Source organism: Williamsia sp. R60, assembly GCF_054063855.1.
Map to the genome: position 1 here is coordinate 526,652 of NZ_JBSSGR010000003.1, position 26,679 is coordinate 553,330.

Below are 26,679 nucleotides of genomic sequence, written 5' to 3' on the forward strand. Positions count from 1 at the left end.
CCGGCATGGCCAAACAGACGATCGACCTGCGCCGGTTCGTGCGCGCAGATGATGTCCTCGAGCAGGGACGTCGATTGCGCGAGGACCTTGCGCCCGGTGCACACGCTCACCGCGCCGCAGCCGCGGATCGACCCGGCGTGCTCGAATACATCGCTGCCAGCAATGAAGGCCGGATGCCCGAACTCATTCCGCTGCGTATCGGGCGGATGACCGCGTCCCCGTTCTCCTTCTTCCGCGGCGCAGCCGGTTTGATGGCGGCCGACCTGGCCGGTACACCCGACAGCGGGCTGGCCGCACAGTTGTGTGGCGATGCGCACGCCGCCAATTTCGGGTTGTACGGGACCCCCGACGGCAAGATCGTGATGGACATCAACGACTTCGACGAGACCATCCCGGGCCCATGGGAGTGGGACCTCAAGCGCCTTTCGGCGAGTTTGGTGCTCGCGGGCCGGCAGGGCGGGGTCTCGGAATCCGGCTGTCGCGAAGCCGCGGAGGACGCCGTGAAGTCGTATCGCAAGACGATGAAGAAGCTCGCCGACGCGCCTTTTCTGCGGTCGTGGTCAGTGATCCCTGACGTCTCGGTTCTGGATCAGGTCAAAGCCGACTCTCTGCTGGACAGCTTCGAGGCTGCCGCAGACAAGGCGATGAAGAACACGAGCGAGAAGGTGGTGGCGAAGTGGACGCAACAGGTCGATGACCCTGCCACCGGAATCCAGCGGCACCGGTTCGTCGCCGATCCGCCGAACCTCACCCGGGTGGACACCGCCACCGCCGATGCGGTCATCGACGGCCTGACGGACTACGTCGACACGCTTCGCGAATCGCGGCGAAATCTGATCGCCCGATTCGCGGTGTCCGATGTGGCTTTCCGGATAGTGGGTACCGGCAGCGTGGGCCTTCGGAACTACGTGGCCTTGCTGCACGGTAATCGCTCGGAAGACCTTGTGCTGCAGGTGAAACAGGCAAAGCCATCGGCGTTGGCCCCCTACGTTGCAGCCGACACTCCCCGGCACGAGGGCCGGCGCATAGTCAACGGCGCACGGATGGTTCAGGCCGAGACCGATATCCTGCTCGGCTGGACGACGATCGGTGGGATCCCGTTCATCGTCCGACAGTTCCGAAACCTCAAAGGCGACATCGACCCCACCACCCTCAAGGGCAGTCTGCTCGACGACTACGGGCGTTTGGCGGGCGGACTGCTGGCGCGAGCTCACTCGCGGTCGGTCGACCCGCGCCTGCTGGCCGGCTACTTCGGCGGTGGCAAGGTGATCGACAAGGACATCGCAGCGTTCGCGGTGAACTACGCCGACCAGACCGAACGCGACCACGGTGAACTGGCCGCCGCTGTCGCTGCGGGAACGATTGAGGCACAGCTCGGCTAACACCACGCGTATTACTTGACACCGCACCTACATACGGGCTTTGGTCAGAACAGTGTGCAAAATCGACCAGCCGCACCGACGTAGGAGCAGGCCATGACCGAGTACCCACCGCGCGAGAACGAACCCCATGTGCCCCTCGGGAAGGGTTCGGGTCAGCCAGAGCCACCAGCAGGGCAGTATCCCCCACCCGGCGGCCAGAACTATCCGCCGCCCGGCCAGGGCTTTTCGCCTCAAGGTGGCTTCCCGCCGCCACCTCCTCCGGTGGATCAGTACTCCGCTCAAGGTGGCTACCCCGGGCCTGCCGGCTTCGGACCACCGCAACTATCGGTCGGCTCAGCTCTGAGTTACGGATGGTCCAAATACAAGGCAAATGCCGGCGCCTGGATCGCGATCTGCCTGCTGTCCCTGGTGGCCAGCTGGTTTGTCCAGTTCGCGTTCTCCGGCTTTGATTTCCAGAATGAGTTGTCCGGTGGTGGGGCCGCGCTCAGTGTGATCGGGACCGTGCTGTCGTTCATCGTCAGCACGCTGTTCCGTGCCGCGTTCACCAACGGCGCTCTTGCCGAGCTCGACGGTAACCGGCCGTCGATCGGCGTTTTCTTCAACTTCCGCAATCTCAGCGCGGTGTTCATCATTGCGGTCCTGGTGGGCGTGGCGACCGTCGTCGGGTTCATCCTGCTGATCATCCCCGGCCTCATCGTCTTGTATTTGACCTGGTACGCACTGACTTTCGCGATCGATCGCAATCAAGACGCCTTCACCGCGATCAAGTCGAGCTTCGAGCTGACGTCGAAGAACATCGGGTCGCTGCTCCTGTTGGCGCTGGCCTGTTTTGGGCTCAACGTCCTCGGCGCGATCCTGTGCCTGGTCGGCCTGCTGGTGACCATTCCGGTCACGCTCATCGCAAGCACCTACGCGTACCGCGTGCTCACCGGCGGTCCGGTGTCACCGGTCGTGTGAGTGCACCCGGAGCCCGCTGATCAGGTCGGATGACCCTGTAGCTCAGTGGGTTCCGGGTCTTCTGCGGGTTCGGGTCGCTGGCCCACATGGATCAGGTTGCCGTCAGGGTCGGTCACGTCTGCGACCCGCTCGCCCCAGGGCATGTCCGTGGGCGGACTGACAATCGCGGCACCCGCAGACACCAGGGCGTCGAACCCGTCCTCACAGCTCTCCGCGTACAGCCACAGTGCTCCCCGACTGGGTGTCTCCGGCGCTGAGGCATCTGATCCGATTCCGAAAGACGACTTCCCGATCTGCAGACTCGCATAACCCGCGGGCCCTTCTTCCGGAAACCGGTAGACCAGTTGGGCATCGCATGCCTGTTGATAGAAGGCGACGAGGCGATCGAGGTCTCGGCTGGACAGGATGGGGAACAGCTCGGTGAACACGATTGAAGCCTCCTTGCAGCCCTGACATCGGTGTTGTCGCCCAGACTAGCCGCGTATCCGTTTGCTTCTCAGCCTGTTTCGATTCCGGGAGCCGGGTCCGACAGATTTGTGCAGCGTGGGGCGATAATGTCGGATATGCGGTCGCGGCACAAGATCCTCGAAGCCACTCGTGCGCTCATCGCCGAGCAGGGGTTCGACGGCGTCAACATCGCTGCTGTCGCGCATGCCGCGGGGGTGTCACGCCAGACGGTCTACTCCATCTTCGGGTCCCGTGAGGAACTGGTGTCTTCGGCGATCGCCGATCTCACCGTCCACGTGCTGGGAGACATTCACGCCCGGGTGGACACCATCGACACCTCGATCGCCTATGTTGTCGAACTCATCGTGGCCGGACGATCCGCGGTACGCGATGACCCCCTACTCGCTCTGCTGCTGCAAGCACAGCAGGGCAACCCCGTGTTCGACACCGGAATGATGTCGCGAGCGAAGCCGGTTGCCCGCGAGTTCCTCTCGCCCCTGGCCGCGCGAGATCCACACGTCGCGGAAAACCTCGACAACATCGTCGAGATCGCTCTGCGCCTCGGCTTGTCGGTGGTGCTGTTCGACAGCGACGCCGTCCACACCGACGATGATCTACGCCAATTCCTCACCATGTGGCTTCGCCCTGCGCTGGAGCCCACTTGATGGCCCGAATGTAATTCTTGACACATTGGCCCGTGACTGTCTAGTTTTGACCACGCCTGCAGAACGGTCACCACTCGCGTCGACCAGGGCATCCGGGGTTTGTCCAGCTCATGATTCGGGGGATCCATGTCCGCGTTCGACCGCCGTTCCTTTCTGACCGGCGCCGCCGTGGTCGGAGCCGCCATCGCGAGTCCGGCCATCGCCCGCGCAAATCCCACGCCGCGAAAGCGCACCCCGGTGGTCCGTGAAGACCATCGGGCGATCGTCATCGGCTCGGGATTCGGTGGCGGTGTCGCCGCACTGCGGCTGGCCGAAGCGGGTGTGCCGGTGACGGTGCTCGAACGCGGAAGGCGGTGGGCGACAGGCCCGAACTCTGAGACATTCCCCAGAGCCACCACGCCCGACAAGCGCATTCTGTGGTACCGGTCGGCGCCTCAACTGTTCGGCAAGCCCGCCGTGTTCGAGCCCTACGTCGGACTGCTCGAGGCGGTCCCCGGCGAGAACATGACCGCGCTGTGTGCGGCCGGGGTCGGCGGCGGTTCGCTCGTCTATCAAGGCATGACCCTGCAACCTGACGAGTCGGTGTTCAATACGCACTTCCCCCAAGAACTCGACTGGGCGACCATGAATCGGGTCCACTACCCCCGTGTCGCCAGGATGCTCCGACTCGCGGAAGCACCCGACGAGCTGATCGGCACCCCGAACTACCGGGCCGCGCGGGTGTTCGCCCAGAGCGTTCGCGAAGCGGGCCTACCGGTGTCGAAGATCCCGATGCCGATCGACTGGAACTTTGCGCTCGACGAGTTGCGCGGAAAGATGAAACCCTCGTACACCAACGGCGACGGCGCACTCGGGGTGAACAACGGCGGGAAACACTCGGTCGACGTCACCTATATCGCTGCGGCCGAAGCGACCGGGCGGGTTACCGTGCACACGCAGCACCACGTCACCGATGTCGAGCGGACACCCGAAGGTCGTTGGCGGGTCCATGTCGACCGGATCGATTCGGCCGGAAACGTTCTCGAGAACAAGATCTTGACCACCAACGCACTCGTGATGGCCGCCGGCAGTATGAACACCTCCAAGTTGCTGATGCGCGCCGCGGCAAAGGGAAAGATACCCGACATGCCCGACGACCTCGGCGGCAACTGGGGCAGCAACGCCGACCGGATCTACGTATGGACCAATCTGGAGACCGAGTTCGGGGCGCCGCAAGGTGGGCCCGTCATCTACGGCAGCAAGAACTGGTCCGACCCGAACGCCGCGCACACCGTGATCCAGGCGTCGGTGCCGCCGCTGTCCTTCGATGCCCGCAGCACGATGATGGTGGGTTACGGGGTGAGCACCGGACGCGGCCGCTTCCACTACGACTCCTACCGTGACGACGCAATCCTGCGGTGGCCCACCGACAGTGACGCAGAGATCCAGAACCGCCATATCGGCCCCACGGTGCGCAAGATCGCGGGACCGGGCGGCATCCTCACCGACACCAACGAGTTCTTCCCTTCCACCTGGCATCCGCTCGGTGGAGCCAGCATGGGCTCGGTGTGCGACCTCGAGGGTCGCGTGCATGGGCAACGCGGTCTCTACGTTCTTGACGGCGCACTGATGCCCGGCAACTCGGCAGCATGCAACCCGTCGATGACCATCGCGGCCGTGGCTGAACGGGCACTCGATCATCTCGTCACCACCGATGTCGGTACGGTCATCTGAGTCCACGATCACCAGCGGTCGGCGAATCCCTTTCATAGTCAGGAATCACGTTGCTACACACCCTTTCCACGCACAGCGGGGCCACCAGGCGAGTTCGCTTCGCCATACTGGCGCTCAGTGTTTCGGTGGTGACGACTACCGCCGTGGGCGCGGCTCCGTCTGCGTCGGCTGCGCCGACCTCGGACTTCTACAGCGCGCCCGCCGAGTACTCGACCACTCCGGGTTCGGTGATCCGGACCGAATCGATGCCCCTGCTGGTGTCGATCCCGGGTGTGAACGGCCCGTGGCCGGGTTCTGCAAGCCGCGTCCTCTACACCTCGCGTCTGGAGAACGGTGAGCCGACGCCGGTCAGCGGCACCTTCATCGACTCGACCCAGCCGTGGCAAGGCGAGGGAGAGCGGCCGACCGTCATCATCGGCCCGGGCACCATGGGTCAAGGCGATCAATGCGCACCGTCGCGAGCATTCGCCACAGGGTTGATTGCACAGACCGACCCTCTTTCCTTCTCCGCGAACCAAGAGGCGTTGTCGGCCGCGCGCTGGAATGCCCTGGGCGCAAGGGTGTTCGTCACCGATTACGTGGGGCTGGGCACTCCGGGCGTCCACACATACGTCAACCGCGTCGAGGAAGCCCACGCGATGATCGATGCTGCCCGAGCGGCAAACGCACTCAGCGGTACCGGTTCTCGTACACCGATAGCTTTCTGGGGCTACTCCCAAGGTGGTGGGGCATCGGCGGCCGCGGCCGAACTGCAGCCGACCGACGCCCCCGAGCTCAACCTCAAGGGCACATGGGCAGGCGCGCCCCCGGCGGATCTCCTCGACGTTCTGGCGAAGGTCGACGGCAATCTGATCGGAGGTGTCATCGGCTACGCAATCAACGGCTTCGTCGCACGCCATCCCGCGCTCAAGAAGCCGCTCGCCGAGCGCACAACGCCTGCGGGACAGGCGCTGCTGGATCGGTTGGGAACCGAGTGCATCGGTGATGTCATCTTCCAGCAACCGTTCCTGCGCACCAGCTCGCTCACCAGGGACGGCAAGTCTCTACTCGAGAACCTCGACACCATTCCCGAAGCTGCTCCCATCTTCGAGGAACAACGCATCGGCACGCTGACACCGGCGAGTCCGGTGTTCGTGACCAGCGGCATCAACGACGACACCATCCCGTACGAGCAGGCGCGGCAGCTCGCCGGCGAGTGGTGTGAGAAGGGCGCCGACGTCACGTTCCGCACCAACCAGCTGCCGCCCATCACCCCGGGCTTGGTGTTGCCCAACCACTTCGGGCCCGATCTCATCGACGGTCTCGGAACGGGTGGCGCCGTCGACTACCTCATGGATCGATTTGCGAACAAGCCCGTCACCGGTTGCACCTTCAACTGACCAGGCCCGTTGCGAGACACTCGTCAGCGTGAGCTAGGCAGGTCCGCGGTGGCCGGTTCCTGGTTGTATTCCTCGTCTGTGACGGGTGCGAGCCATTGGACGGCGTCGTACTCTTTGCTGCTCTCGTTGATGGCGAGGTGGACCATCAGGCCGGTCGGTGCGGCACCGTGCCAGTGCTCTTCATCGGCCTCGAACAGGACCCGGTCGCCTGGTCTGATGATCTCGACTGGTCCACCTCGGCGCTGGCACAACCCGATTCCCTCGGTGACGAACACGGTCTGACTCAAAGGATGACGGTGCCAGTGCGTTCGCGCCCCGGGCATGAAATGAACCAGGTTGGCCGACACCCGCGATGGTGCCGGCGCAGCGGCGACGGCGTCGATGTAGACATCGCCGGTGAACCAGTCGCTGGGCCCCTTCGTGGTCGAAACCGAACTGCGGACTATCTGCATGTGAACTCCCGGATCAATTGATCGACAATGTCTTCACGTCTGCGAAGACTCGGTCTGGCTGTGCTCGGCCGCCCACGATCCGAGTAGCCGAAGACGCTCGGAACTGGGCGAACCGGGTTCGGCCGTGTACACCATCAATACCGAACCCGGATCAGCGGTGATAACGAGTTCCTCGTAAGCCAGGCTGATGTCGCCGACCACCGGGTGATTGAACCGTTTCGTGCCCGACCCATGCGTGCGGACATCGTGGGCGCCCCACAACGTACGGAAAACATCACTCCGCGTCGACAATTCGCCCACCAAGTCCTGCAAACCCTTGTCGTAGGGATCGCGGCCTGCTTCTGCTCGCATGATCGAGACACACATCTGGGCGAACAACTCCCAATCCGGGTAGAAGTCATGTGCTGCCGGGTCGAGGAACTGGAACCGGGCGAGGTTCGGAGTGCGCCCACCGTCACCGATCAGGGGCGAGTAGAAGGCGCGCCCGAGTTCGTTTGTGGCCACCAGGTCTTGATGCTGATTGCGGACAAACGCCACTCCCTCGGTGATGGAATCGAGTGCCCACTGCAGACTCAGCCGCGGGGTCGCCGACTTGCTGCTACGCCGTCGGGGGCGGCCTGAAGTCGGGATACCGTCAGCAGCCCTTGCCAGGTCGAACAGATGCGCCCGTTCGGTGTCGTCGAGGAGCAACGCCCTGGCGATGGCGTCGAGCACAGATGCCGACGCACCAGCGATGGTCCCGCGCTCGAGGCGGGCGTAATACTCCACACTCACCCCGGCCAGCATGGCCACCTCACTGCGGCGAAGTCCCGCCACCCGGCGGTTCTGCCCCGCAGGCAAGCCGGCCTCCTCCGGTGTCACCTTCGCCCGTCGCGACATCAGGAACTCACGTACCTCGTCCCGGTTGTTCATGGAGCTCAGGGTAGGCGCGGCCGCGGCGTTCAGGGGTTCCCTGCCAGTACACCTCTTGTCAGTGACTCCCCCGCCCCGCGTATTCGCGGTTGTGTGGTGGACATACACCCACTTCACCGAAGGAGACACCAGTGCGTGGAGTCATTCTCGCCTCGCCCCGCGACGTCCAGATCGTCGACCGCCCCAACCCGGTCATCGTCGAGCCGACCGATGCGATCATCCGCCTTGCCGCAACGTGCGTCTGTGGTTCAGACCTGTGGCCATACCGCGGCGACGACCCCGCCGACCAGATACCCATGGGTCACGAGTACGTCGGCACCGCCACCGCCATCGGTGATGCCGTGACAACCGTCGCTGTGGGCGACTTCGTCGTCGGGTCGTTCTTCGCCTCGGACAACACCTGCGAGATATGCCAGGCCGGGTACCAATCGAGGTGCGTGCACGCCCAGATCATGGGTGAAATCGGAACCCAGGCCGAGTACGCTCGCATCCCCTTCGCGGACGGCACATTGGTGTCGACTCCCGGTCAGCCCGACCCCGACCTCATCCCGTCACTGCTGGCCGCCTCCGACGTGCTCGGCACCGGATGGTTCGCCGCCGTCGCAGCCGAGGTCGGCCCGGGCAAGACCGTTGCCGTGGTCGGAGACGGTGCGGTGGGGCTCCTCGGTGTGCTCGCCGCGAAACAGCTTGGTGCAGAGCGCATCATCGCAATGAGCCGTCACACCGATCGCCAATCGCTCGCCCGGGAGTTCGGTGCCACCGACATCGTCGAAGAACGCGGCGATGAGGGTGTCGCCAAGATCAAAGAACTCACCGGCGGGCTCGGAGCGCATTCCGTCATCGAGGCAGTCGGGACGCAGGAGTCGATGATGCAGGCCATCCGCTCGACCCGCCCCGGCGGACACGTCGGTTACGTCGGCGTGTCCCACGACGTCGATCTACCCGGGCTCGAACTGTTCTTCTCCGGCATCCACCTTCGTGGCGGCCCCGCACCTGTTCGCCGCTTTCTCCCTGAATTGATCGATCTCATCTGCAAGCGCACCATCGACCCCGGGAAGGTCTTCGACCTCACCCTTCCGCTCGAACGAGCCGCTGACGCCTACCGGGCAATGGACGAACGCCGCGCCACCAAAGTGCTTCTCACGCTCTGACACCCCACATCGATCGGAACCCCATGACTTACGAAGACTTTGCCGGCAAAATTGCCTTTGTCACCGGTGCGGCCGGTGGAATAGGCCGGGCCACCGCGATCGCATTTGCCGCCGCAGGTGCCGACGTGGCAGTAACCGACATCAATGTCGGCGAGCTCGAACGAACCGTCGAATTGATCGAGCAACACGGCGTCCGAGCCCTGGGAATCGGTTGTGACGTCACCAACGGTGACGAGATCGAATCGGCACTGGCCAAGACGATCGAGACGTTCGGTCGTCTGGACATCGCCTTCAACAACGCCGGCGTCGAACAGCCGATGGCGCCACTGGTCGACATCCCCGAGCGCGACTGGGACCGTCTTGTCGCGACCAACCTCAAGAGCGTGTTCCTCTGCATGAAACATCAGATTCCGCACCTGCTGTCCACCGGAGGCGGGTCGATCGTCAACACGTCTTCGGGCGCCGGCATCGTCGGGATCCGCGGTCAAAGTGCCTACACCGCTGTCAAACACGGTGTGATCGGGCTGACGAAGTCGGCAGCGCTCGACTACGCAGCCCAGGGAATCCGGATTAACGCGATCTGCCCCGGCATCATCGAGACGCCCATGATGGACCGCTTCTCCGGCGGAACTCCGGAAGGTCGCGCGCGCGTCATCGCCCAAGAACCCGTGGGACGGATGGGCCGTCCCGAGGAGGTCGCCTCCGCCGTGTTGTGGCTGAGCTCCGATCTCGGCGCGTTCACCACCGGCCACGCTCTGGTCATCGACGGAGGGCAGACCGTCGGTCTGTGACGGCTCGGCGCGTCACTGCGCTGTCAGCACCTTCGCGTAGAGACTGACACCCTTCGCGTCGCGCAAATTCACTGTGAAGGTGCGCTCGTCGGGGTTGATGCTCACTTCTCCGAAGTGCTGAAAGCCCTCCGCCGGTGAAACGTTCGCTTCCGCCGGCGCATGCACGAACTCGTACCGGGCACCGAACGTCCCATCAAGCGGGCTCTCCGGGAACGCGCCGGCGTTCAGTGGACCCGACACGAACTCCCAGAACGGGGTGAAGTCGGTGAATCCGGCGCGGCCGGGGTCGTAGGAGATCGCGGCCGTGTAGTGCACATCGGCGGTCAGATAGACGATGTTGGGGACATTCTTGGTTTGCGAGAGGATGGCGGAGAAGGCGATCTCGCGACCCAGCGGCTGACCGTTCTCACCCTGCGCCACACCTTCCATCGACTTCGGCCCGACCACGGGATCTGTTGCCTTGTCGGGCACCACGATCGAGAGCGGAAGATCGTTCGCCACCACCTTCCATCTCGCAGTCGACGCCTTCAGTCCATCGATGAGCCACCGCGTCTGCTTGACCCCGAGAACCCCTTCCGGGCTGTCGGTGCTCCATGCGTTCGGATTCGGATCCTTGTAGCTGCGCATGTCAAGGACGAAGACGTCCAGTTCTGGCCCATACGCGATCTTTCGGTACAGACGTCCGTCGACGGCTTCACTGGGCAGGACGGGCTGCCACTCCTGCCAGGCCTGCGCAGCGAAACCGGTGAGCTTGTCGACGTCGGTCTCGGTGTATCCCTTGCGTTCTTGCCCGGCCAGGCTTTCCCCGGGGAACCAGTTGTTCACCACCTCGTGGTCATCCCACTGGACGACCTGCGGCACGGTGGCGGCAAACCTACGGTAGTGGGCGTCGGTCAAGTTGTAGGCGTAGTTTCCCCGGAAGTCGTTCAACGTTTGTGCCACATGCGATTTCGCGTCTGTGGTCAGGTTCACGTACACGTCACCGTTGTTCTGCTTCTGCGATTCCATCACCGGTCCATCCGCATAGATGGCATCGCCCGAATGCAGGAAGAAGTCGGGACGGCGATCGGCGATAGCACCGAAGATGCTCATGCCGCCCAGACTTTCGTTGATCCCCCAGCCTTGCCCGACAACATCTCCCGACCAGACAAAGTTCAACGCTCGAGGCCGCACGGGCACGGTGTTGAAAACACCGGCGAGCGGCTCGGACTCAATGCCGTTGTCATCCTGCAGAACAACCCGGTAGTGGACTGTCTGGCCCGGCTCGAGACCGGTGAGCCGCAATCGGCCGGTTCCATCGGACGCCGGTGTGAGCCTCGGACCGGAGAATCGTCGCGTCGACGTGAACGACTCGGTGGCCGACGTCTCGACGACCATCGTCGCGGGCGCATCCGAACGCGCCCAAATCAGCGCGCCATCCGCGCGCGGATCTCCGCTCGCGATTCCGTGGGTCAACCGTGGGCGGGCCACAGACAGTCCAGTCGAGGACGGTGACGTTGCCGAGCCGGAGCCACCGCATGCGGCAAGTGCGCTTCCAGCCGGAATGAGCAGGGCGCCGATGGCGGAAGCGCGCAGAAGCGCGCGGCGGTTCAACACAGGATTGGTCTGGGGCATGAGAATCAGGCTGTCGACCGCGGGCGACGCGAGTCCAAACGCAGTCCCCACCGCGGACGAACGCCAGGTTTCATCGCGGCAAACCCGCAGGCCATGGACCACCGGGTCTCGGCGGCGCGACCACTTCGGGGTCGACGCGCCTATTGCGCTACGCGTTCAGGTCGCCCTGTTCTATCCGTCCGGCGACCATTTCCACCCATTCGCCGATGATCCGGTCGTCGTCGACCATCAACGGATGCAAACCCAGGAAGTGGGGCAACGTCCGATGGGCAAAAAGAGCGTTCAATGCGACTGTGGCGATGGTTTCGGCCCGTTCTCGCCCGATCGCGGGGACGCGCCGCTCTATCCAGCTCGCCATACCCGCATATGAATCGTCGACCAGGTGAGCAAGAGTGTCGGCCAGCTTCGCCGGGCGATCTCGCAGCTCCGATGAGACGATTCGCAACAGCTGGCTCTCCTCGTTGATGACTTCCAGCGTGTATCGCCCCATCACGGTCAGTTCGGACCGCAGATCGGTGAGCCCCTCGAAGATCTGCCGGATGTCCCTCAGGGCTCGGAGCCGGTCGAGCTGCCTGTCGATACCCGCTTCCAGCAGCAGTTCTTTCGATCGAAAATGGTGGTAGAGCCCGCCCGAACCCGGTGTGAGTCCTGCAGCTGCCTCGATCTGGGCCACGCTCGTCGCCCGGTAGCCCTGCTCTCCGAACAAGCGCATCGCCTCGTCGATCAAGCGATCCCGTGTTGCTGTGGTCATCGATCTCATCTCGTCTGACATGGCTTCATCTGTATCCGAACGGCCGCCTGAATCGTTGACAGCCGCTAAGTGCGCACTTAGTGTATCCAAGTAGCCAGCTAAGTGATCACTTAGGAAACCTGGAGGGCCCATGGACCTGATGACCGACTCCAAGGCGGCAGCGTCGGCATGGCGGTGGCCAGACGGCACGTCCCCACAAATTGCCCGCCCCTGGGATGACGGCCGACGCCCCATCCACTACGACGAACCAACGCAGTCGTGGCTGGTCAGCAGCTACCAAGCGGCCCGCGAGGTCTTGCACGGCACGGGATGGAGCAGCGATCCTGCGGCGGCCGAAGTGAGTCGGAAGGCACTGCGTGACGCAGGCTTCGAGGACGCGCCGCTGGCGCAGACGATGCTCACACTCGACCCGCCAGACCACAGCCGACTTCGAGGATCACTGCGCGATGTCTTCACACCCAACTACATCGCATCGATGAGAGACGGAATCGAAGCGATCTCCGATGAGGTCACCGGGAACGTCGCGGCCGGGGAACAATTCGACCTGATGTCGACGATCGCCGAACCGTTGCCCATCGCCGTCATCGCCGAGTGGCTTGCCCTGGATCCTCATGTCGCGCAACTGATGCTGGACGAGACGAGCGAGTTGATCCTAGGCCTGGAGGGGACCATTCTCCCGAACCGCGATATGCCGCGCCTGTCTGGATTGGCCGCGGTGTTCGCTGAATTCCTGGCCGTCTGCGCCGAACGTCGACGCCGACCCGAGAACGATCTACTCAGCCTGCTGGCCACCGATCCCGGCCTCGCACTGGACGAAGTCGTGGCCAATGCGATCCTCCTCGCCGTGGCGGGGCACGAGACGACGGCAAAACTTTTGGGCACAAGCATGACTCGTTTGTGCATGGGGGAACCCGGTGAGCGATTGATCGACACACTCGACGACGTCGGTGCCGACACCGTTGTCGATGAACTACTGCGCCTGGACGGTACGGCCCAGGTGGTTGTTCGTGCGGCGACCGAGCCGCACCGGATCCACGGGCACACCATCGAAGCGGGCGCGCGCGTGATCGTCGCCATCGCGGCCGCCAACCGGGATCAAGAAGTATTCGAGGAACCCAACCGGTTCCGTCTGGACCGGCCCGAACACCGGCCCCATCTCGCGCTCGGCCACGGCCGGCATCGATGTCTCGGTGCAGCGTTGGCCCGTCTGGAACTGAGTATCGCTCTGCGACAATTGAAGTCTCGGCAACCGCAGCTCGTCGGCCCGGTCACGTGGCACCCGTCAGGAATCCTGCGTGGTCCCACCCGGGTTCCGATGATGTTCACCGACGGAGGAGACCGATGAAAGACGAGATACCGGCACCTGACAGCAATGATCGTTTCGGGTCCGTACAGGCCGGCCGTGTCCGTCGCACAGTTCCCGTCGTCGGCTTCGCAGCCCGCGCGGCCGGGGGACGAGTGGTGGCAGGCCTGCGCGCCCGCGCCGGCGACACCGAGGCCGTCGATCGTTTCCATGATCGCACCGCTAGGCGCTATGCCGACATGCTCGGCCACTCCAAAGGCGTGCTGATGAAGGCCGGCCAGCTCATGTCGACCTACGACGTGAACCCTGAAGTCGAAGGCCCTCTCGCCACCTATCAGGTGGCACTGCAGCGTCTTCAGTCGAACGCACCACCAATGGATTTCGCGACAACCCGTGGAGTCATCGAAGCCGATCTCGGCCGCCCGGTCGACCAACTCTTCGACGAGTTCTCGCAGGAGCCGATCGCTGCGGCATCAATCGGGCAGGTACACCGGGCACGGTTGGCCGACGGCCGAGACGTTGCCGTGAAAGTCCAATACCCGGGCGTCGCCCGCGCGATCCAGGACGACCTGGCAAATACCGAACTTTTGGCAACCTTCCTCAAACTCGGGATGTCGTTGACCCCCCGCGCGATGCGCACCGATCATCGGTCCGCGGCAGCCGAGGTCGCCGAACGGATCACCGAGGAACTCGACTACCGGCACGAGGCACGCAGCATCCGCAGATTCGCCGACCTGTTCCGAGGACACCCCTTCATTCGGCTACCGGACGTCATCGACACCCACTCCGGCGATCAGGTGATCACCATGACGTTCCTCGACGGACTCGATTGGACCCAAGCACGCAATGCCGATGCCAGACTCCGGAATCAGTGGGCAACTGCCATAGGGTATTTCGGCTTCGGGGCATATCGCCACAGCAACCTCTTCAACGCCGACCCGCACCCAGGTAACTACCGGTTCGGCGAGGACGGAACGGTTGGATTCGTCGACTTCGGGTGCGTCAAACAATTTCCGGAGCACGTTCGTCGCGGCATCGTCACCATGTTCCGAGCCACGTGCGACGGCGATCGCCACGAGCTGTACCGCCTCATGATCGACCACGGATTCATTCCTCCCGACACCGACCTCGGTGTTGACGACGCCTACCAGTGGTGGTCGATGATGGCTTCGAGTGTGAACACCGAGCAACCACACACCTTCGTCCCATCGGACAGCACTGGCCTGTTGCAGTCCATGTTCGACGACGGACCGCTGGGCTCGGCGGTCCGCAAGATGCAGATCCCCAGCGACTACGTCATGCTCGCCCGGATCAACCTCGGCATCAACGCGATCCTCAGTGAACTGGGCGCCACTCTGGACACCCGCGACCAACTCGATTGCCTGGACGGCGTCGGCGAACCGAGAACCCCCGCCGGCCACGCTCACGTCGAGTGGGCACGTCGCCGCGGGCTGTTGTTCGGTCTCACCGAACGCTGAAGCATGTCGAGGCCGTTCGCTCTCCGCCGTGGTAGCTCTACCCGGGTAGCTCAGTTCTCTGAGCTGCGCACGTTTTCGCGTCCCACAGCCGGTCCTCACTACCCTGCCGGGAATGGCACATGCGTACCGAACCGCCTTTGGTGATAGGTAAGGGGTTCAGAGCTTTGCAGGTCTGCGTCGACGACGTTGCCTGAGACGATCAGGTGGTCTCCGCCCTCGGCGAGGCCGGCGACCTCGCACGCTATCCATCCAGCACTGGTGGCGATGCGCGGTACTGCGTGGGACGGCGACCACCTGACATCGTCGAACTTGTCCGGGCCCTTTCTCGCGAATCGCAGTGCCAGGTCGGCATTTCCGATTCCGAGGATGTTGACGCCGAACCGCCCTGAAGCCTTTAGGGCTCGAAGTGTGTCGGATTCGCGGTTGAGCGCCACCATCACCATCGGAGGATTCATCGACAGAGAACAGAAGGCGCTCACCGTGGAGCCGAATGGGGTGGTTTCCACGCATGACGTAACGATGGCAACCGGGGTACAAACGTCCGCCATGACATCGCGCAGGGATGCGCCGAGGTCTCCCTCGTGCCGGATGTCGATTGTCATTGCAGCACCTTGTCTTCGTCGGAGACCTCGTTGTTCAGTTCGACCAGTCCCGGAATGCGGATAGAGAGTTTGTCGCCCGCGGCGAGATACCGAGGTGGTTCGTGCCTGTGGCCGATACCCGAGGGAGTGCCGGTCGCGATCACATCGCCTGGCACCAATTCGGTGAAAGCGCTTACGTATTCGATGATGGCACCCACGTCGAAGATGAGGTCGGACAGTCGGCCATGCTGCATCCGCTCACCATTGAGTTCGGTGATGACTTCCAGAGCAGCCGGATCTGGCACCTCGTCTCGCGTGACTATCCAAGGTCCCCACGACCCCGTTGCATCGAAGTTCTTGCCCGCGGTGGCCTGCTTCGTGTGCAGTTGCCATTCTCGAACGCTGTTCTCGCCCATCGGGGCATACCCGGCGACATGATCGATTGCCCTGTCAGCGCGGATGTGTCGCCCACCGGTCCCTATGATCACCGCGATCTCACCTTCCCAATCGAGCGTGTCGGACACGCGCGGGCGGATCAACGGCTGGTTGTGGCCGACAAAGGTCGACGGGAACCGGGTGAACAGTGTGGGATGCTCGGTGATCTCGGAAAGCACCTCAGCGGCGTGTGTGGCGTAGTTCAGTCCGACACAAAGGATCCGGTGCGGCCGAGGAATCGGCGGAAGCCATTGTGCGCCAGTCAGGTTGACCGCGGGATACCTTCCGATGTCGAGGTCGGCGATCTCTGCCGGGTCGAGCGAGCTGAACAGGCCCGCCAGTCCGTCGGACCCTGCCAGCCGGGAGACGTCGTGTGCCGCGATCCCGTCAGTACTCGCGACAGTGAAGAGGCCACCGTCGCGGGCAATGGTGCCCAGTCTCATCTGATTTCCCTTTCCAGCGTCATGAGAGCGTCTGCTTCGGTGAGCAATTGGCTGATTCTGCTGACACCCTCAGTTGTTGTCTCGACGAGAGGTGGCCGGACATGTGCCGAACTGATCCTGCCCTCGGTCTCGAGAACCCACTTCGCTGTGGTCGGGTTGGTCTCGACGAAGAGCAAGTCCACCAACGGATGCAGTGCGTAGTGGATACGCCGCGCCTCGTCATGGTCGCCGGCCATCCAACATTCGTACATGCGCGCGGACGCCCTCGGCGCTATGTTCGCGGTGGCGCTGATGTAGCCGATGCCCCCAAGTGCCAACAAAGGCAGACAGAGCAATTCGATTCCCGACCAGACGATTAGGCCGTCGTCTGCCGCGTCGATCACCCGTGAGAAGTGTTCGAAGTCTTTGGTGGTTTCCTTGATGCCGACGACGTTGGCGACGTCCCGGTGCAGACGAGCGACTGTGAGTGGTGACAGCTCCACGGCAGTGCGAGATGGAACGTTGTACAAGATGATCGGTAGGTCGGGGAACTCGCTTGCGATTCGCGAATACCACTCGTAGAGCGCCTGCTGCGTCGGGCGGGCGTAATACGGTGTGATCACGAGCGCCGCGTCAGCGCCGGCACGGTGTGCTGCAGCTGTCAGTGCCAACGTCTCATCAAGCTTCGCCGATCCGGTGCCGGCGATGAACGGCACCCGATCGTCGATCGCGTCAGCCACCACCTCGATCGCGCGAATCCGTTCATCCACCGTCTGCGAGCTCGGCTCGCTGGTGGAGCCACCGATGGAGAGTCCGTGGCTGCCTGCGTTGATCTGCCAGTCCACAAGCCTCTGCAAGCTGGGGCTGTCGAGTGCTCCCTCGTCGGTGAACGGGGTGATCAGTGGCGCAATGGACCCGGACAAGCGCGCAGGGTTGGCGCGGTACTTCATGAGAGGGCCTCTGCACGAGAGTTCTCGACCGTCCGCCAGACAAGGCACGCGATCGCCAAGTCGGTGAGCCCGGAGCCGACGCCCTTGAAGACGGTCAGCCGAGTATCTGGGGGACGTGTGACGCCACTATCGATGGCTTCGCCCAACGTCATGACGCCTGTGAGGTCATCGCCGAAGTACTCTCGCAGTTCGCGTGATGTACGACGCGCGTTCTCCAGGTCGTCAACAACGGTGAAACCACTCAGCGGGAGCACAGTCGGGAGGAGTTCAGCAGCGGTGGGCAGGATCGCCCCGATCGCATTGAGGTGAGCTCCGTCTTCAAGCCACGCACCGTCCACAAAGGGTTCGTTTGATCGGGTCACGGTGGTGACGATCGACGCGCCACGCGCCGCATGTTCGGCGTTGTCAGCTACCTCGACCGCAATGCCGAGGACGTCAGTGACCCTCCGTGCGAACGCCTCCCGGCTTCGTACTGAGGGGCTCCACACGCGGACCAATTCAAGCCGTCGGACGCCGAGTATCGCGCGCACCTGCTGGAGTGCTTGGCGACCGGTTCCCAGGACCGCCATGACAGCAGCATCGGGGGCGGCCAGGATGTCAGTCGCTGCTGCAGCAGTTCCTGCTGTGCGCAGCATGCCCAGCGCCCCGGCGCTCATCACCGCGAGCGGCCGACCCTCGGTGGAATCGAACAGAGACAAAAGTGCGGATGCACCTCGCGGGGTGTTGACCCAGTTCTTGAAGGCGACGACGTGCTGCTGCATGTCGACTGCGCCGAGTGAGTGGGCCGTGCTCGACCCGTCCCACTGAGACATCGTCTTGGCGATCCCATGGGCTGTTCCGCGGTGCGCCGACAGCAGAACCTCGCGAATTGAGACGACCGCTGCGTGTTGGTCGACAGCTGCGGTGACCTCGTCGTCGGTGAGGATCGAGATAGAGCCCACTGTGCTGCGGTCCGCGGCGTCGGTGGGTGTTGGCATTGCGCACCTCTTGTACGTTGACCGCCGGCTAGGGCGGGATTGGCGATTTGTGTGACTTGACTTACAGTGATCCAGGCAGCGGTATAAATCAATTAGCAAGATCCGCATGCGGCCATACTCAATTGCTTATGAGGTGAGGTACGTGGACAGCCAACTATCGATGAGACGGCTCGAGATCTTCCGTCTGGTCGTCGACGAACGGAGCGTCACCCGCGCCGCGGAGATCCTGATGATTGCGCAACCTGCGGTTTCCGCCCAGCTGCGCTCCCTCGAATCCTGGGTTGGTGCCAAGCTATTCGTCCGGCGAGGCAACCGGCTGGTGCTGACCGAGGCCGGTGAGAGAACCAACCTGTGGGCCAAAGAGGTACTGGCCAGTGCAGCGCAGGTGCGCAGGGATGTCGGCGATCTCGCATCGGGGGAAACCGGGCGCGTGCTTGTCGCGTCGAGCATGGCCGTCGGCACCTACCTTCTCCCTCCGATAGTCGCCAGACTCGGCAAGCAACGACCGCACGCGGAGATCACCGTGTCGATCTCGCGGCCCGAAGAGGTGGTGCACGGAGTGGAGACGGGCGAGTTCGACTTCGCAGTCCTCAACTGGGATGAGCGCGAGTTGTCGGAGTCGATGCAATCGGAAATACTTGCGGCTTACAGTCTTTCCGTGTTCGCGACGGAGCAACTCGTCCCGCCGGGCACAACTTTGACGGTAGACGAGGCGTTGAGGTTGCCCCTGGTCGGCGCACCAAAGGACGTTGTCTACCAGCGCAACCTGGTTGCTCAGCTGCGCGCCGACGGTTACGACGAGCCGCACTTCGTCATTCGACTCGGTCACGCCGAGGCAATGAAAAGTGCTGCGATCGAGAACGACTGGGCCTTGATCGCGCCGCCTTACACGATAGGTGCGGGCGATCACCTACTACGCGCACTACAGGTTCCGGACTTCGATCTGGAAGAGCGGATCGTCTTGGTCCATCGCCGCGACAAGCACTTCTCTCCACTGCAACAAGCCACCCTGGACGCGATTCGATTCACGCTCGGGAATGACCCCGTCGAGCATGAACCCGATTGATGAGTCACCAGGAGTGGTTCCGCTGTTCCGGCGGTGACCAGATCCCCGCTTCCCGCAGGATGTCGAGTACCGGGCTGAACGATTTCAGCTCGTCGGGACTCCACAGCGGAAAGTTGATCAAGAGGTTTGTTGCCCCTGTGGTGGACTTGAGTGAGATGAGTTGCTCAGCAACACTTTCCGGTGTTCCGATGAACTTGAGCATCGAACCCGCACCACCGAATGCCTTGGTGGCCTCTTCGGGCCCCATCTTCTCGTACATCGCCCGCGACGATTCGATGGAGCCCAGGACATCGGCTGCGATCTCCGCCGTAGCCTCCACGTTGAGACTCTTGAGCAGTCCGTCGAACACTTCCTCGGCTTCGCCGTTGCCATCGCGGATCAGCGCCATCGAGAACGGGCACAATCCGACCGACCGTTGAGTTTGTGAACTCAGACCGGTCAGCCGCTCCCCGATCTGCGCGACCAGCTCGGGAGTGTTGCCCATGGCAACCAACTGATCGCAGTACTGCGAAGCGAACGCCGTACCAGCAGGGGAGGCACCCGCACTCACCAGAAGTGGGCGTGGTTGTTGCGCCGGCCGGGGCAGCTTGATTCGTCCGGCTGCTTTGTAATATGCGCCCTGGAAATCGATCGACTCCTTCTCGCTCCACAGAGAGGTCACCACTTCTACGAACTCGCCGGCCATCCGGTAGCGCTCGTCGTGTTCGACGAAGTCCTCACCGAACAAGGCCGCCTCTGCGGCGCTGAACCCGGTGACCACGTTCCAGCCCCATCGGCCTTCACTGAACGCGTCGAGGGTTGCTCCCATGCGGGCGACATGCGCCGGCTTGTGATGCGTGGTGTGGAACGTGGAGACCACGCCGATGTGCTCGGTGGCAGCGAACAATGCCATGGCCAGCAGTGGTGCGTGATATGCCGGCGCCTGATGGCCACCGGCTTCGGCTGCTCGCTGATGACCAGACCAGTTGTCGGCGATGAACAATGAGTCGAACCCGACGCCCTCCGCGGCCTGAGCCAACGCCAGAAGGTTCTTCTTGTTCATGTCCGGCCGAGTGCGCGCCGCCTCGTCCGAGTACAGAAAGTTCGTCTTGCCAGACGGAAAGAAGTAGCCGAAGTGCAGTTCGGAGGTGTCGGTGGGCTGATGCTTCATGGCGACCTTCCAGGTCATTCGGAATCTATGCGGCACTGGATAAGTGACACTGATCACGTTAGAGCGTCGCCGGGATAAGACAACATCAGGTTTATCGATAGGCGCATCACTTACGACTTATGCCCGGCGGGCAGCTCCGTATAAGGAAAAGCTGATCGCGTGATCGCAATAGTCATCTTGGCGTTATTCCGACGCAGGAACCTACCGTGACGCAGGACACCCGAGAACGCAGTCACCTCCTGCACGCTCCCACGTGAAAGATGACCATGACAGAAGTCGAGACAATTCCTGAGAACAATCAGCGCCCGGCCATCTTTGCTAGCCCGCACGCCGATGTCGTCATACCCGACCTCTCGTTGCCCGGTTTCCTCCTCGGCGATCTGACAGACGAAGACCGTGGCCGGATAGCAGTCGTCGACCGATCCGGCCCAGCCCTCACCTATGGCGAACTGCAGTCCACGATCCGGCGAACCGCCGCTCGATTGTCGCCGGCCATCAAGACCGGCGATGTAGTCGCGTTGATGGGCCCGAACTCGGCGGACTGGGTCGCAGCATTTCTGGCGGCGATCAGCATCGGAGCAGCAGTCACCACGATCAACGTCCTGGCGACCGTGGGCGAGGTCGTCAAACAGTTGCGGGACTCGCGCGCAACACTTTTCGTTGTGGCGAAATCGTGCGAACCCGTGGCGCGCGCTGCAGCCACCGAGATGGGCATGTTGGGGTCGGACGTCCGGCTGCTGCCAGATGTGGTCGCATCACCCAAGTCGGCGACGCCTGCCGTAGAGCCAGTGCGTCCGATCGTCGTCCCGACAACACAATTGGCTGTTCTCCCCTACTCATCCGGCACCACCGGCGAGGCAAAAGGCGTCATGCTCACCCACCGGAATCTGGTGGCGAACGTCTGCCAGCTCGATGGACTTCTAGGGGTTGACGAGCACTCCTCGGTGGTCGCCTTGTTGCCGTTTTCACACATCTACGGCATGACGGTGGTTCTACACCTCGCGCTCAGGCAGCGCGCCAAAATTGTCATCGTCCCCCGGTTCGAGGTCGAAGATCTGCTCTCCACGATGGAAAGAGAACGTGCAACGCACCTTTTCGTCGCTCCACCGGTGGTCGTGGCGTTGGTGAAATCGGCCGCAGTGGAACGCTACGACCTCTCTGCGCTGAGACTTCTCGTCTCCGGAGCCGCGCCCTTGGATGCGGGGCTGGCACAAACTGTCGCCGAGCGACTCTCGTGTCAGGTGCGCCAGGCGTACGGGATGAGCGAGATGAGTCCGGTCAGCCATGTTGCGCCCCTGTCCGGACCATCGGTAGAGCCGAGTTCGGTCGGTTTCACCGTTCCCAACATGACCTGCAAGATCGTCGATCCGGTGAACGGCGAGCCGGTCTCCATGCCCCACAGCGGCACCAGCGCCGCAGGAGAACTCTGCTGTGCTGGACCGAATGTCATGGCTGGGTACCTCGGCAATGCTGAAGCGACCGCCGGCGCCATCGATGCTGACGGTTTCCTTCACACCGGCGATCTCGCGACCGTCCACGCCGCGGGGGCCGTCACGGTTGTGGACCGGCTCAAAGAACTCATCAAGTACAAGGGCTACCAGGTGGCCCCGGCCGAGCTGGAAGGCCTTCTGCTAGACCATCCCGATGTTGCCGACGCAGCTGTCGTCGGCGTGCCCTTCGGCGAGGGTGGCGACGAGGCTCCTCGCGCTTATGTCGTTCGACGGCCCGGCTCCACCGTGGACGAGCCTCGCCTCATCGATTACGTCGCATCGCGAGTGTCTCCGTACAAGAAAGTGCGTGAGGTCGTATTCCTCGACGAGATACCCAAATCGCCTTCCGGCAAGATCCTTCGCCGTCTGCTTCGAGACCGATGACCCCCGAGCCTTGAACAACCCACTGGAAACGAGGATCAATGACTGACGCATCCCCGCGGAATGCGTGCCCGGTCGCACGCCATGAGCGGACAATCGCTGACAGCACAACCGATTTCGACCACCTACGTCGAGACTGGGATGAACACAGTCTGTGGACTGCCTACGCTGACCTGGTCGAACGAGAATCCGTTGTCCATTCGGCTGCACATGGCGGCTTCTGGACCGTCAGTCACCATGCCGACGTCAAAAACGCTCTACGCGACCATCAAACATTTTCCTCGGCACACGGGCACCGCATTCCCTACGTGGAGGCGATGGGCACCATTCCCATCGACTTCGACCCCCCTGCTCACGGCCCGTACCGTGACCTACTGGTGCAAGCAGTCTCCCCCCGCCGCGTGCGGGAGCTGGAACCCTTTCTACAGCAGACGATCAGCGAGCTCATCACCGAGTTCGTCGAGCGGGGTGGTGGCGATGCTGTGACCGAGTTGGCTCTGCCATTGCCGCTCACCGTCCTGACCGAGATCGTCGGATTCTCGGCCTCGACCGTTGCATCTTTCAGGGAACTCACTGTGGCGTTGTGGGCCGACGGGACAGCCGAAGGCCAGCTACGTGGGCGCGAGGCGCTCACCGAAGTGCTGACGAATGAGATCAGTCGACATCAGCAGACCCAGCCCGACGACTACCTCAGCTGGCTGCTGCGAGCGCAGATTGACGACCGTGCGATTCGTGAGGACGAAATCGTTTCGATCCTGCTGTCTCTGGCAGTCGCCGGCCATGAGACAACCATGAACTCGGTCGGTTCACTGTTGTATCTCCTGGCGACACACCAAGGCGACCAGATACGACTGCGCGGGGACGCCTCGCTCGCACCCGGCTACGTCGAGGAGATGTTGCGCTTGCGCACTCCTGCGCAAGCGTTCGCTCGTCGCACAACCCGCGACGCCGAGATCGCGGGCACAACGATCCCACGCGGAGAGTGGGTCCTCCTACTCAATGCGGCCGCCAATCGAGACCCGCGGCATTTCGAGAATCCTGACGCATTCGACATAAACCGATCGGCGCGTGGCCATCTGGCCTTCGGGTGGGGCATTCACCAATGCGTCGGTGCATCACTCGCTCGCCTCGAGCTTCGCATCGTCCTCGAGCAGCTCTGCACTCATCCTGCATTCGTGCTCGACGGCGAACCCACATTCAGTTCTCTGGAAGCCGGCACCCACTACGGCCCCACCCATCTCCCGATCCGTTTCACGAAGGAGACATCATGACTGTCCGAATAGACATCGACACAGCAGCCTGCAACGGGTACGGAAACTGCCTCGTCGCAGCTCCCGAGGTGTTCGAACTCGACAACAACAACATTGCTGCCGTTCTACCCGGCCGCCCGACCGACGCGGACCTGGACGAGGTCCGCGAAGCCGTCGCCGACTGTCCGGCCAGAGCGCTGCGTATCCATGAACACTGAACAGCATCGCTCTGGCCCATCGGGCACCGAACATGACACCGACGTTCTCATTGTCGGCGCGTCCGTAGCGGGGGTCAGAGTCGCACAGGCGCTCAGAGCCCGCGAGTTCAGCGGCCGAATTCTGTTGCTGGACCGCGAAAACCACGATCCGTACGACAAACCGCCGCTGTCGAAGGAAGCGCTCAGAACCGGCGCCGGCCCCACGCGACTACTGGGACCCGACTCACACGTCGACCTCATGCTCGATGTCGACGTGACGAGCATCGATTTGCGAACCGGCACGGCGCGACTTTCAGATGGCCGGGTGCTCACCGCCACCCATATCGTCTTGGCCACCGGTTCTGATCCTCGGAAGCTCGACACGCTCGATCAAGCGCACCCCCACTATCTCCGCACGATCGACGAGGCGAACCGACTCAAGCAGGCGTTGAGCCGTTCCCATACCGTAGCTGTCATCGGTGGGGGCTTCATCGGACTCGAAGTAGCCTCCACAGCACATGCGCTCGGATTGAGCGTCACGGTGATCGAGGGCTCGACCCACCTTGCCTCGAGGGCGCTCCCTGCCGGCCCTGCGCAACTGGTTGCTGATCTCCACCGGCGGCACGGCGTCGACGTGTGGGTCCAAACGACGGTCGCGGAAGTACTCCCGGTCGACGACTCCGTCCGGCTTCGCCTGTCAAATGATCGGGAGATCACCACCGACCTGGTTGTGGCCGGAGTGGGTGCCCGTCCGCGATACCCGGAACTGATCGGCACCGAGTTCCCCTCGTCTCGAGGTGTGGTCTGTGACCACGCCATGCGGATAGTCGGGCACAAGAGAATGTATGCCGTCGGCGATGTCGCAGGCTGGCTCAACCCTCGCTATGGCCGATATATGCGGCTCGAGACCTGGACCAGCGCCCGCGAGCAAGCGGTGGTGGTCGCGAACAACATCGTTGCCGGAGAGGCCGTCTCGGTCGCCTCGGTTGTGCCTTACGTCTGGTCTGACCAGTTCGGCTCGCGGCTGCAGATCGTCGGTGACGACGACGTGAGCGGTGCAGCCGTCGAGCGAACGACGACCCGCGGTGGTGGGCACCTGTTCACCTACACCCGCCGCGACCAAGTGGTCGCAGCAGCGGGACTGGATGCTCAGGTCGACATAGCGCGTATTCGACAACAGTTGGTGAACCAGTCTGTGCGGCACCAATATTGATGACGTCGAACATCTTCTGATCAATTCCGGACATCGCATTCTTCGGATGCCCTCGTATACATCCTCAGTTCCCGCAGTACGTCCTTCATGAACGGGGTCCTTCAGTCACCATGATCGATGTGCCCTTGGTTTCGGGGGTGAAGTACATGACGATGGCCCCGACGACTGCAGCAATCGACAGGTAGACCGGGAACACCTCGGGATGTCCGCGCTCGGCAAGCCATTGCTGCAGATACGGTGTCGTGCCGGCGAAGACAACAGCGGACAATGCGTAGGGAATCGCGATACCTGTCGCGCGCACTTCGGTGGGAAACAGCTCGGACAGGAGCGCGGGCAAGATCGAACCCACCAGCGTGAACAGCAAGAGCATGACCGTCATCGCCGTCGCGAACCCGACAGCACCCTGTTGGGCCAGAAGGTCCATCGGGTACGCCAGCACGCCGACGCCGATACCGAAAAGGAAGAAGTTGCCTCGCCTGCCGATTCGGTCGGACAGCGCGCCGGCAAAGGGGAACGCAACCATGCTCACCGTCAGCGCCGCAACACCGGCCCACAGCGCCTGCGTCGCATCGATGCCCAGGGCCTTTATTGCCCACGTGGTGCTTGAAACCCCCCAAGCGTAGTAGAGCGCCGACAACGAAGCCATGATCAGAAACACACGAAGTCCGGACGAACGGTATCTCCAGAGACTCGCGAATACTCTCTTGTCGCCGGCAACCGAATCTTCGACCATCTCCTCGTACGCGTGCGATTCCGGCATGCGGCGACGCATTACCAGTGTGACGATTCCGAACGCGAACCCGATGATGAAGGGGACCCGCCAACCCCACGATGTCATCGCGTCGGCGGGGAGAGTGGAGTTGAGCAGGGCAGCGATCAGCGTGGCAGCAATGATTGCCCCAGTGAAGGAAACGTAGATGGCCGACGACCAAAGCCCGCGGCGCCGGGCCGGTGCGACCTCAGCGACATACGTGTAAGCAGACGCCACTTCTCCGGTGTGCGCGAGCCCTTGAAGCAGTCGGGCCAACAGCAGGACTGCCCCCGCACCGATTCCCGCGACATCGTAGGTCGGCACCGAGGCAATCAAGAGCATGCCGATCGTTGCGAACCCGATCGCTCCCAACAGCGATGACCTCCGGCCGAACTTGTCTGCCCACCATCCGAACAACATGCCCCCGAAAGGGCGCACCAGAAAACCCGCGCCGAACACCACGAAGGTAGAGAGCAATGCAGATGTCGCGTCGGATGGATTAAACACTTGAGTGGCGAAGAACGGGGCAAAAACTGCATAGACCGCCCAGTCGTAGCCCTCCAGCGCGTTCCCCAGGGATACGCCGACCAACGACTTCTTCCTCTCCGGGGCCGCGCCGCCGGAGCGGGCTGCTGTCTGGGCGGTGATCTTCTGCGGGTGCACCGGAATGGTTGGCTGCATGGTTGTACCTCGATGTCGACTGCTGGGCGTTTGGAACCAACGGCTGAGCCTGTTCGCTCGCGCATGTGGTGCAGGTCACGCTATCGGCACCGTGGGCAACGTTCCCAATACGAATATCCGCATGCAGCAATCAAATTAAG

25 protein-coding genes are annotated in these 26,679 nt (G+C 63.0%); 14 read left to right on the forward strand and 11 right to left on the reverse strand.

Annotated elements, in window-relative coordinates:
- Positions 1-5 precede the first annotated feature (5 nt).
- Both ACVWY6_RS15850 and ACVWY6_RS15855 read left to right on the forward strand, forming a co-directional pair.
- A complete protein-coding gene (locus ACVWY6_RS15850; RefSeq protein ID WP_457539295.1) occupies positions 6-1,382 on the forward strand; it encodes a DUF2252 domain-containing protein in 1,377 nt (458 codons plus the stop codon).
- Between the two features lie 93 nt (positions 1,383-1,475).
- On the forward strand, positions 1,476-2,339 hold the full coding sequence (locus ACVWY6_RS15855) for a hypothetical protein (protein ID WP_457539297.1): 864 nt from the start codon (positions 1,476-1,478) through the stop codon (positions 2,337-2,339).
- A 20-nt stretch (positions 2,340-2,359) separates the two neighbouring features.
- Here the strand turns inward: ACVWY6_RS15855 and ACVWY6_RS15860 are convergent, their stop codons facing one another.
- On the reverse strand, positions 2,360-2,767 hold the full coding sequence (locus tag ACVWY6_RS15860; RefSeq protein WP_457539299.1) for a VOC family protein: 408 nt from the start codon (positions 2,765-2,767) through the stop codon (positions 2,360-2,362).
- Between the two features lie 135 nt (positions 2,768-2,902).
- On the opposite strand from ACVWY6_RS15860, the gene ACVWY6_RS15865 reads away from it, so the two are divergent.
- The 3 genes from ACVWY6_RS15865 to ACVWY6_RS15875 all read left to right on the forward strand — a co-directional run bounded on the left by ACVWY6_RS15865 (position 2,903) and on the right by ACVWY6_RS15875 (position 6,543).
- Positions 2,903-3,451 (forward strand): TetR/AcrR family transcriptional regulator, encoded by a 549-nt coding sequence (locus ACVWY6_RS15865; protein ID WP_457539301.1) that lies wholly within the window; start codon positions 2,903-2,905, stop codon positions 3,449-3,451.
- A 126-nt stretch (positions 3,452-3,577) separates the two neighbouring features.
- On the forward strand, positions 3,578-5,164 hold the full coding sequence (locus ACVWY6_RS15870; protein ID WP_457539303.1) for a GMC oxidoreductase: 1,587 nt from the start codon (positions 3,578-3,580) through the stop codon (positions 5,162-5,164).
- A 50-nt stretch (positions 5,165-5,214) separates the two neighbouring features.
- Positions 5,215-6,543 (forward strand): lipase family protein, encoded by a 1,329-nt coding sequence (locus ACVWY6_RS15875; protein ID WP_457539305.1) that lies wholly within the window; start codon positions 5,215-5,217, stop codon positions 6,541-6,543.
- Between the two features lie 23 nt (positions 6,544-6,566).
- Here the strand turns inward: ACVWY6_RS15875 and ACVWY6_RS15880 are convergent, their stop codons facing one another.
- Both ACVWY6_RS15880 and ACVWY6_RS15885 read right to left on the reverse strand, forming a co-directional pair.
- On the reverse strand, positions 6,567-6,995 hold the full coding sequence (locus tag ACVWY6_RS15880; protein ID WP_457539307.1) for a (R)-mandelonitrile lyase: 429 nt from the start codon (positions 6,993-6,995) through the stop codon (positions 6,567-6,569).
- Positions 6,996-7,028: 33 nt separating this feature from the next.
- On the reverse strand, positions 7,029-7,907 hold the full coding sequence (locus tag ACVWY6_RS15885) for a helix-turn-helix transcriptional regulator (protein WP_457539309.1): 879 nt from the start codon (positions 7,905-7,907) through the stop codon (positions 7,029-7,031).
- 131 nt (positions 7,908-8,038) lie between these two features.
- Between ACVWY6_RS15885 and ACVWY6_RS15890 the strand changes: the two genes are divergently transcribed.
- Both ACVWY6_RS15890 and ACVWY6_RS15895 read left to right on the forward strand, forming a co-directional pair.
- Entirely contained in the window at positions 8,039-9,058 is a 1,020-nt protein-coding gene (locus tag ACVWY6_RS15890) for a zinc-dependent alcohol dehydrogenase family protein (protein WP_457539310.1), read from the forward strand.
- A gap of 23 nt (positions 9,059-9,081) precedes the next feature.
- On the forward strand, positions 9,082-9,849 hold the full coding sequence (locus ACVWY6_RS15895) for a glucose 1-dehydrogenase (RefSeq protein ID WP_457539312.1): 768 nt from the start codon (positions 9,082-9,084) through the stop codon (positions 9,847-9,849).
- A 12-nt stretch (positions 9,850-9,861) separates the two neighbouring features.
- On the opposite strand, the gene ACVWY6_RS15900 is transcribed toward ACVWY6_RS15895, so the two are convergent.
- Together ACVWY6_RS15900 and ACVWY6_RS15905 are read right to left on the reverse strand one after the other, a co-directional pair.
- Entirely contained in the window at positions 9,862-11,463 is a 1,602-nt protein-coding gene (locus tag ACVWY6_RS15900; protein ID WP_457539314.1) for an alkaline phosphatase D family protein, read from the reverse strand.
- Positions 11,464-11,611: 148 nt separating this feature from the next.
- Entirely contained in the window at positions 11,612-12,214 is a 603-nt protein-coding gene (locus ACVWY6_RS15905; RefSeq protein WP_031332397.1) for a TetR/AcrR family transcriptional regulator, read from the reverse strand.
- A 130-nt stretch (positions 12,215-12,344) separates the two neighbouring features.
- Between ACVWY6_RS15905 and ACVWY6_RS15910 the strand changes: the two genes are divergently transcribed.
- Together ACVWY6_RS15910 and ACVWY6_RS15915 are read left to right on the forward strand one after the other, a co-directional pair.
- A complete protein-coding gene (locus ACVWY6_RS15910) occupies positions 12,345-13,559 on the forward strand; it encodes a cytochrome P450 (RefSeq protein ID WP_457539316.1) in 1,215 nt (404 codons plus the stop codon).
- Complete coding sequence (locus tag ACVWY6_RS15915; protein WP_023958471.1) at positions 13,556-14,995, forward strand: ABC1 kinase family protein; 1,440 nt, start codon at positions 13,556-13,558, stop codon at positions 14,993-14,995. The genes ACVWY6_RS15910 and ACVWY6_RS15915 overlap by 4 nt, the downstream gene beginning before the upstream one ends.
- A gap of 98 nt (positions 14,996-15,093) precedes the next feature.
- On the opposite strand, the gene ACVWY6_RS15920 is transcribed toward ACVWY6_RS15915, so the two are convergent.
- From ACVWY6_RS15920 to ACVWY6_RS15935, 4 genes are read right to left on the reverse strand one after another with little or no spacing between them, the layout of a single operon-like run.
- On the reverse strand, positions 15,094-15,597 hold the full coding sequence (locus tag ACVWY6_RS15920) for a flavin reductase family protein (protein ID WP_457539319.1): 504 nt from the start codon (positions 15,595-15,597) through the stop codon (positions 15,094-15,096).
- Positions 15,594-16,454 carry a fumarylacetoacetate hydrolase family protein gene (locus ACVWY6_RS15925; RefSeq protein WP_457539321.1) on the reverse strand — a complete coding sequence of 287 codons (861 nt, stop codon included), beginning with the start codon at positions 16,452-16,454 and terminating at the stop codon, positions 15,594-15,596. The genes ACVWY6_RS15920 and ACVWY6_RS15925 overlap by 4 nt, the downstream gene beginning before the upstream one ends.
- Positions 16,451-17,383: a 4-hydroxy-tetrahydrodipicolinate synthase gene (gene dapA / locus ACVWY6_RS15930; protein ID WP_457539323.1), complete on the reverse strand. Its 933-nt coding sequence runs from the start codon at positions 17,381-17,383 to the stop codon at positions 16,451-16,453. The genes ACVWY6_RS15925 and dapA overlap by 4 nt, the downstream gene beginning before the upstream one ends.
- Positions 17,380-18,360 (reverse strand): ornithine cyclodeaminase family protein, encoded by a 981-nt coding sequence (locus tag ACVWY6_RS15935; RefSeq protein WP_023958463.1) that lies wholly within the window; start codon positions 18,358-18,360, stop codon positions 17,380-17,382. Before ACVWY6_RS15935 ends, dapA begins: the two co-directional genes overlap by 4 nt.
- 142 nt (positions 18,361-18,502) lie before the next feature.
- Between ACVWY6_RS15935 and ACVWY6_RS15940 the strand changes: the two genes are divergently transcribed.
- Complete coding sequence (locus tag ACVWY6_RS15940; RefSeq protein WP_023958461.1) at positions 18,503-19,426, forward strand: LysR family transcriptional regulator; 924 nt, start codon at positions 18,503-18,505, stop codon at positions 19,424-19,426.
- 4 nt (positions 19,427-19,430) lie between these two features.
- Here the strand turns inward: ACVWY6_RS15940 and ACVWY6_RS15945 are convergent, their stop codons facing one another.
- Positions 19,431-20,594: an LLM class flavin-dependent oxidoreductase gene (locus ACVWY6_RS15945; protein ID WP_457539325.1), complete on the reverse strand. Its 1,164-nt coding sequence runs from the start codon at positions 20,592-20,594 to the stop codon at positions 19,431-19,433.
- 248 nt (positions 20,595-20,842) lie between these two features.
- Between ACVWY6_RS15945 and ACVWY6_RS15950 the strand changes: the two genes are divergently transcribed.
- Genes ACVWY6_RS15950 through ACVWY6_RS15965 form a run of 4 tightly spaced genes read left to right on the forward strand, consistent with a single transcriptional unit; the run spans position 20,843 to position 25,107 of the window.
- On the forward strand, positions 20,843-22,450 hold the full coding sequence (locus ACVWY6_RS15950) for an AMP-binding protein (RefSeq protein ID WP_457539327.1): 1,608 nt from the start codon (positions 20,843-20,845) through the stop codon (positions 22,448-22,450).
- Between the two features lie 38 nt (positions 22,451-22,488).
- Positions 22,489-23,718, forward strand: a complete 1,230-nt coding sequence (locus ACVWY6_RS15955; RefSeq protein ID WP_457539329.1) for a cytochrome P450 — start codon at positions 22,489-22,491, stop codon at positions 23,716-23,718.
- On the forward strand, positions 23,715-23,915 hold the full coding sequence (locus ACVWY6_RS15960; protein ID WP_457539330.1) for a ferredoxin: 201 nt from the start codon (positions 23,715-23,717) through the stop codon (positions 23,913-23,915). Before ACVWY6_RS15955 ends, ACVWY6_RS15960 begins: the two co-directional genes overlap by 4 nt.
- A complete protein-coding gene (locus ACVWY6_RS15965) occupies positions 23,905-25,107 on the forward strand; it encodes an NAD(P)/FAD-dependent oxidoreductase (protein WP_457539331.1) in 1,203 nt (400 codons plus the stop codon). The genes ACVWY6_RS15960 and ACVWY6_RS15965 overlap by 11 nt, the downstream gene beginning before the upstream one ends.
- A gap of 85 nt (positions 25,108-25,192) precedes the next feature.
- On the opposite strand, the gene ACVWY6_RS15970 is transcribed toward ACVWY6_RS15965, so the two are convergent.
- Entirely contained in the window at positions 25,193-26,539 is a 1,347-nt protein-coding gene (locus ACVWY6_RS15970) for an MFS transporter (protein ID WP_457539333.1), read from the reverse strand.
- Between the last annotated feature and the right edge of the window lie 140 nt (positions 26,540-26,679).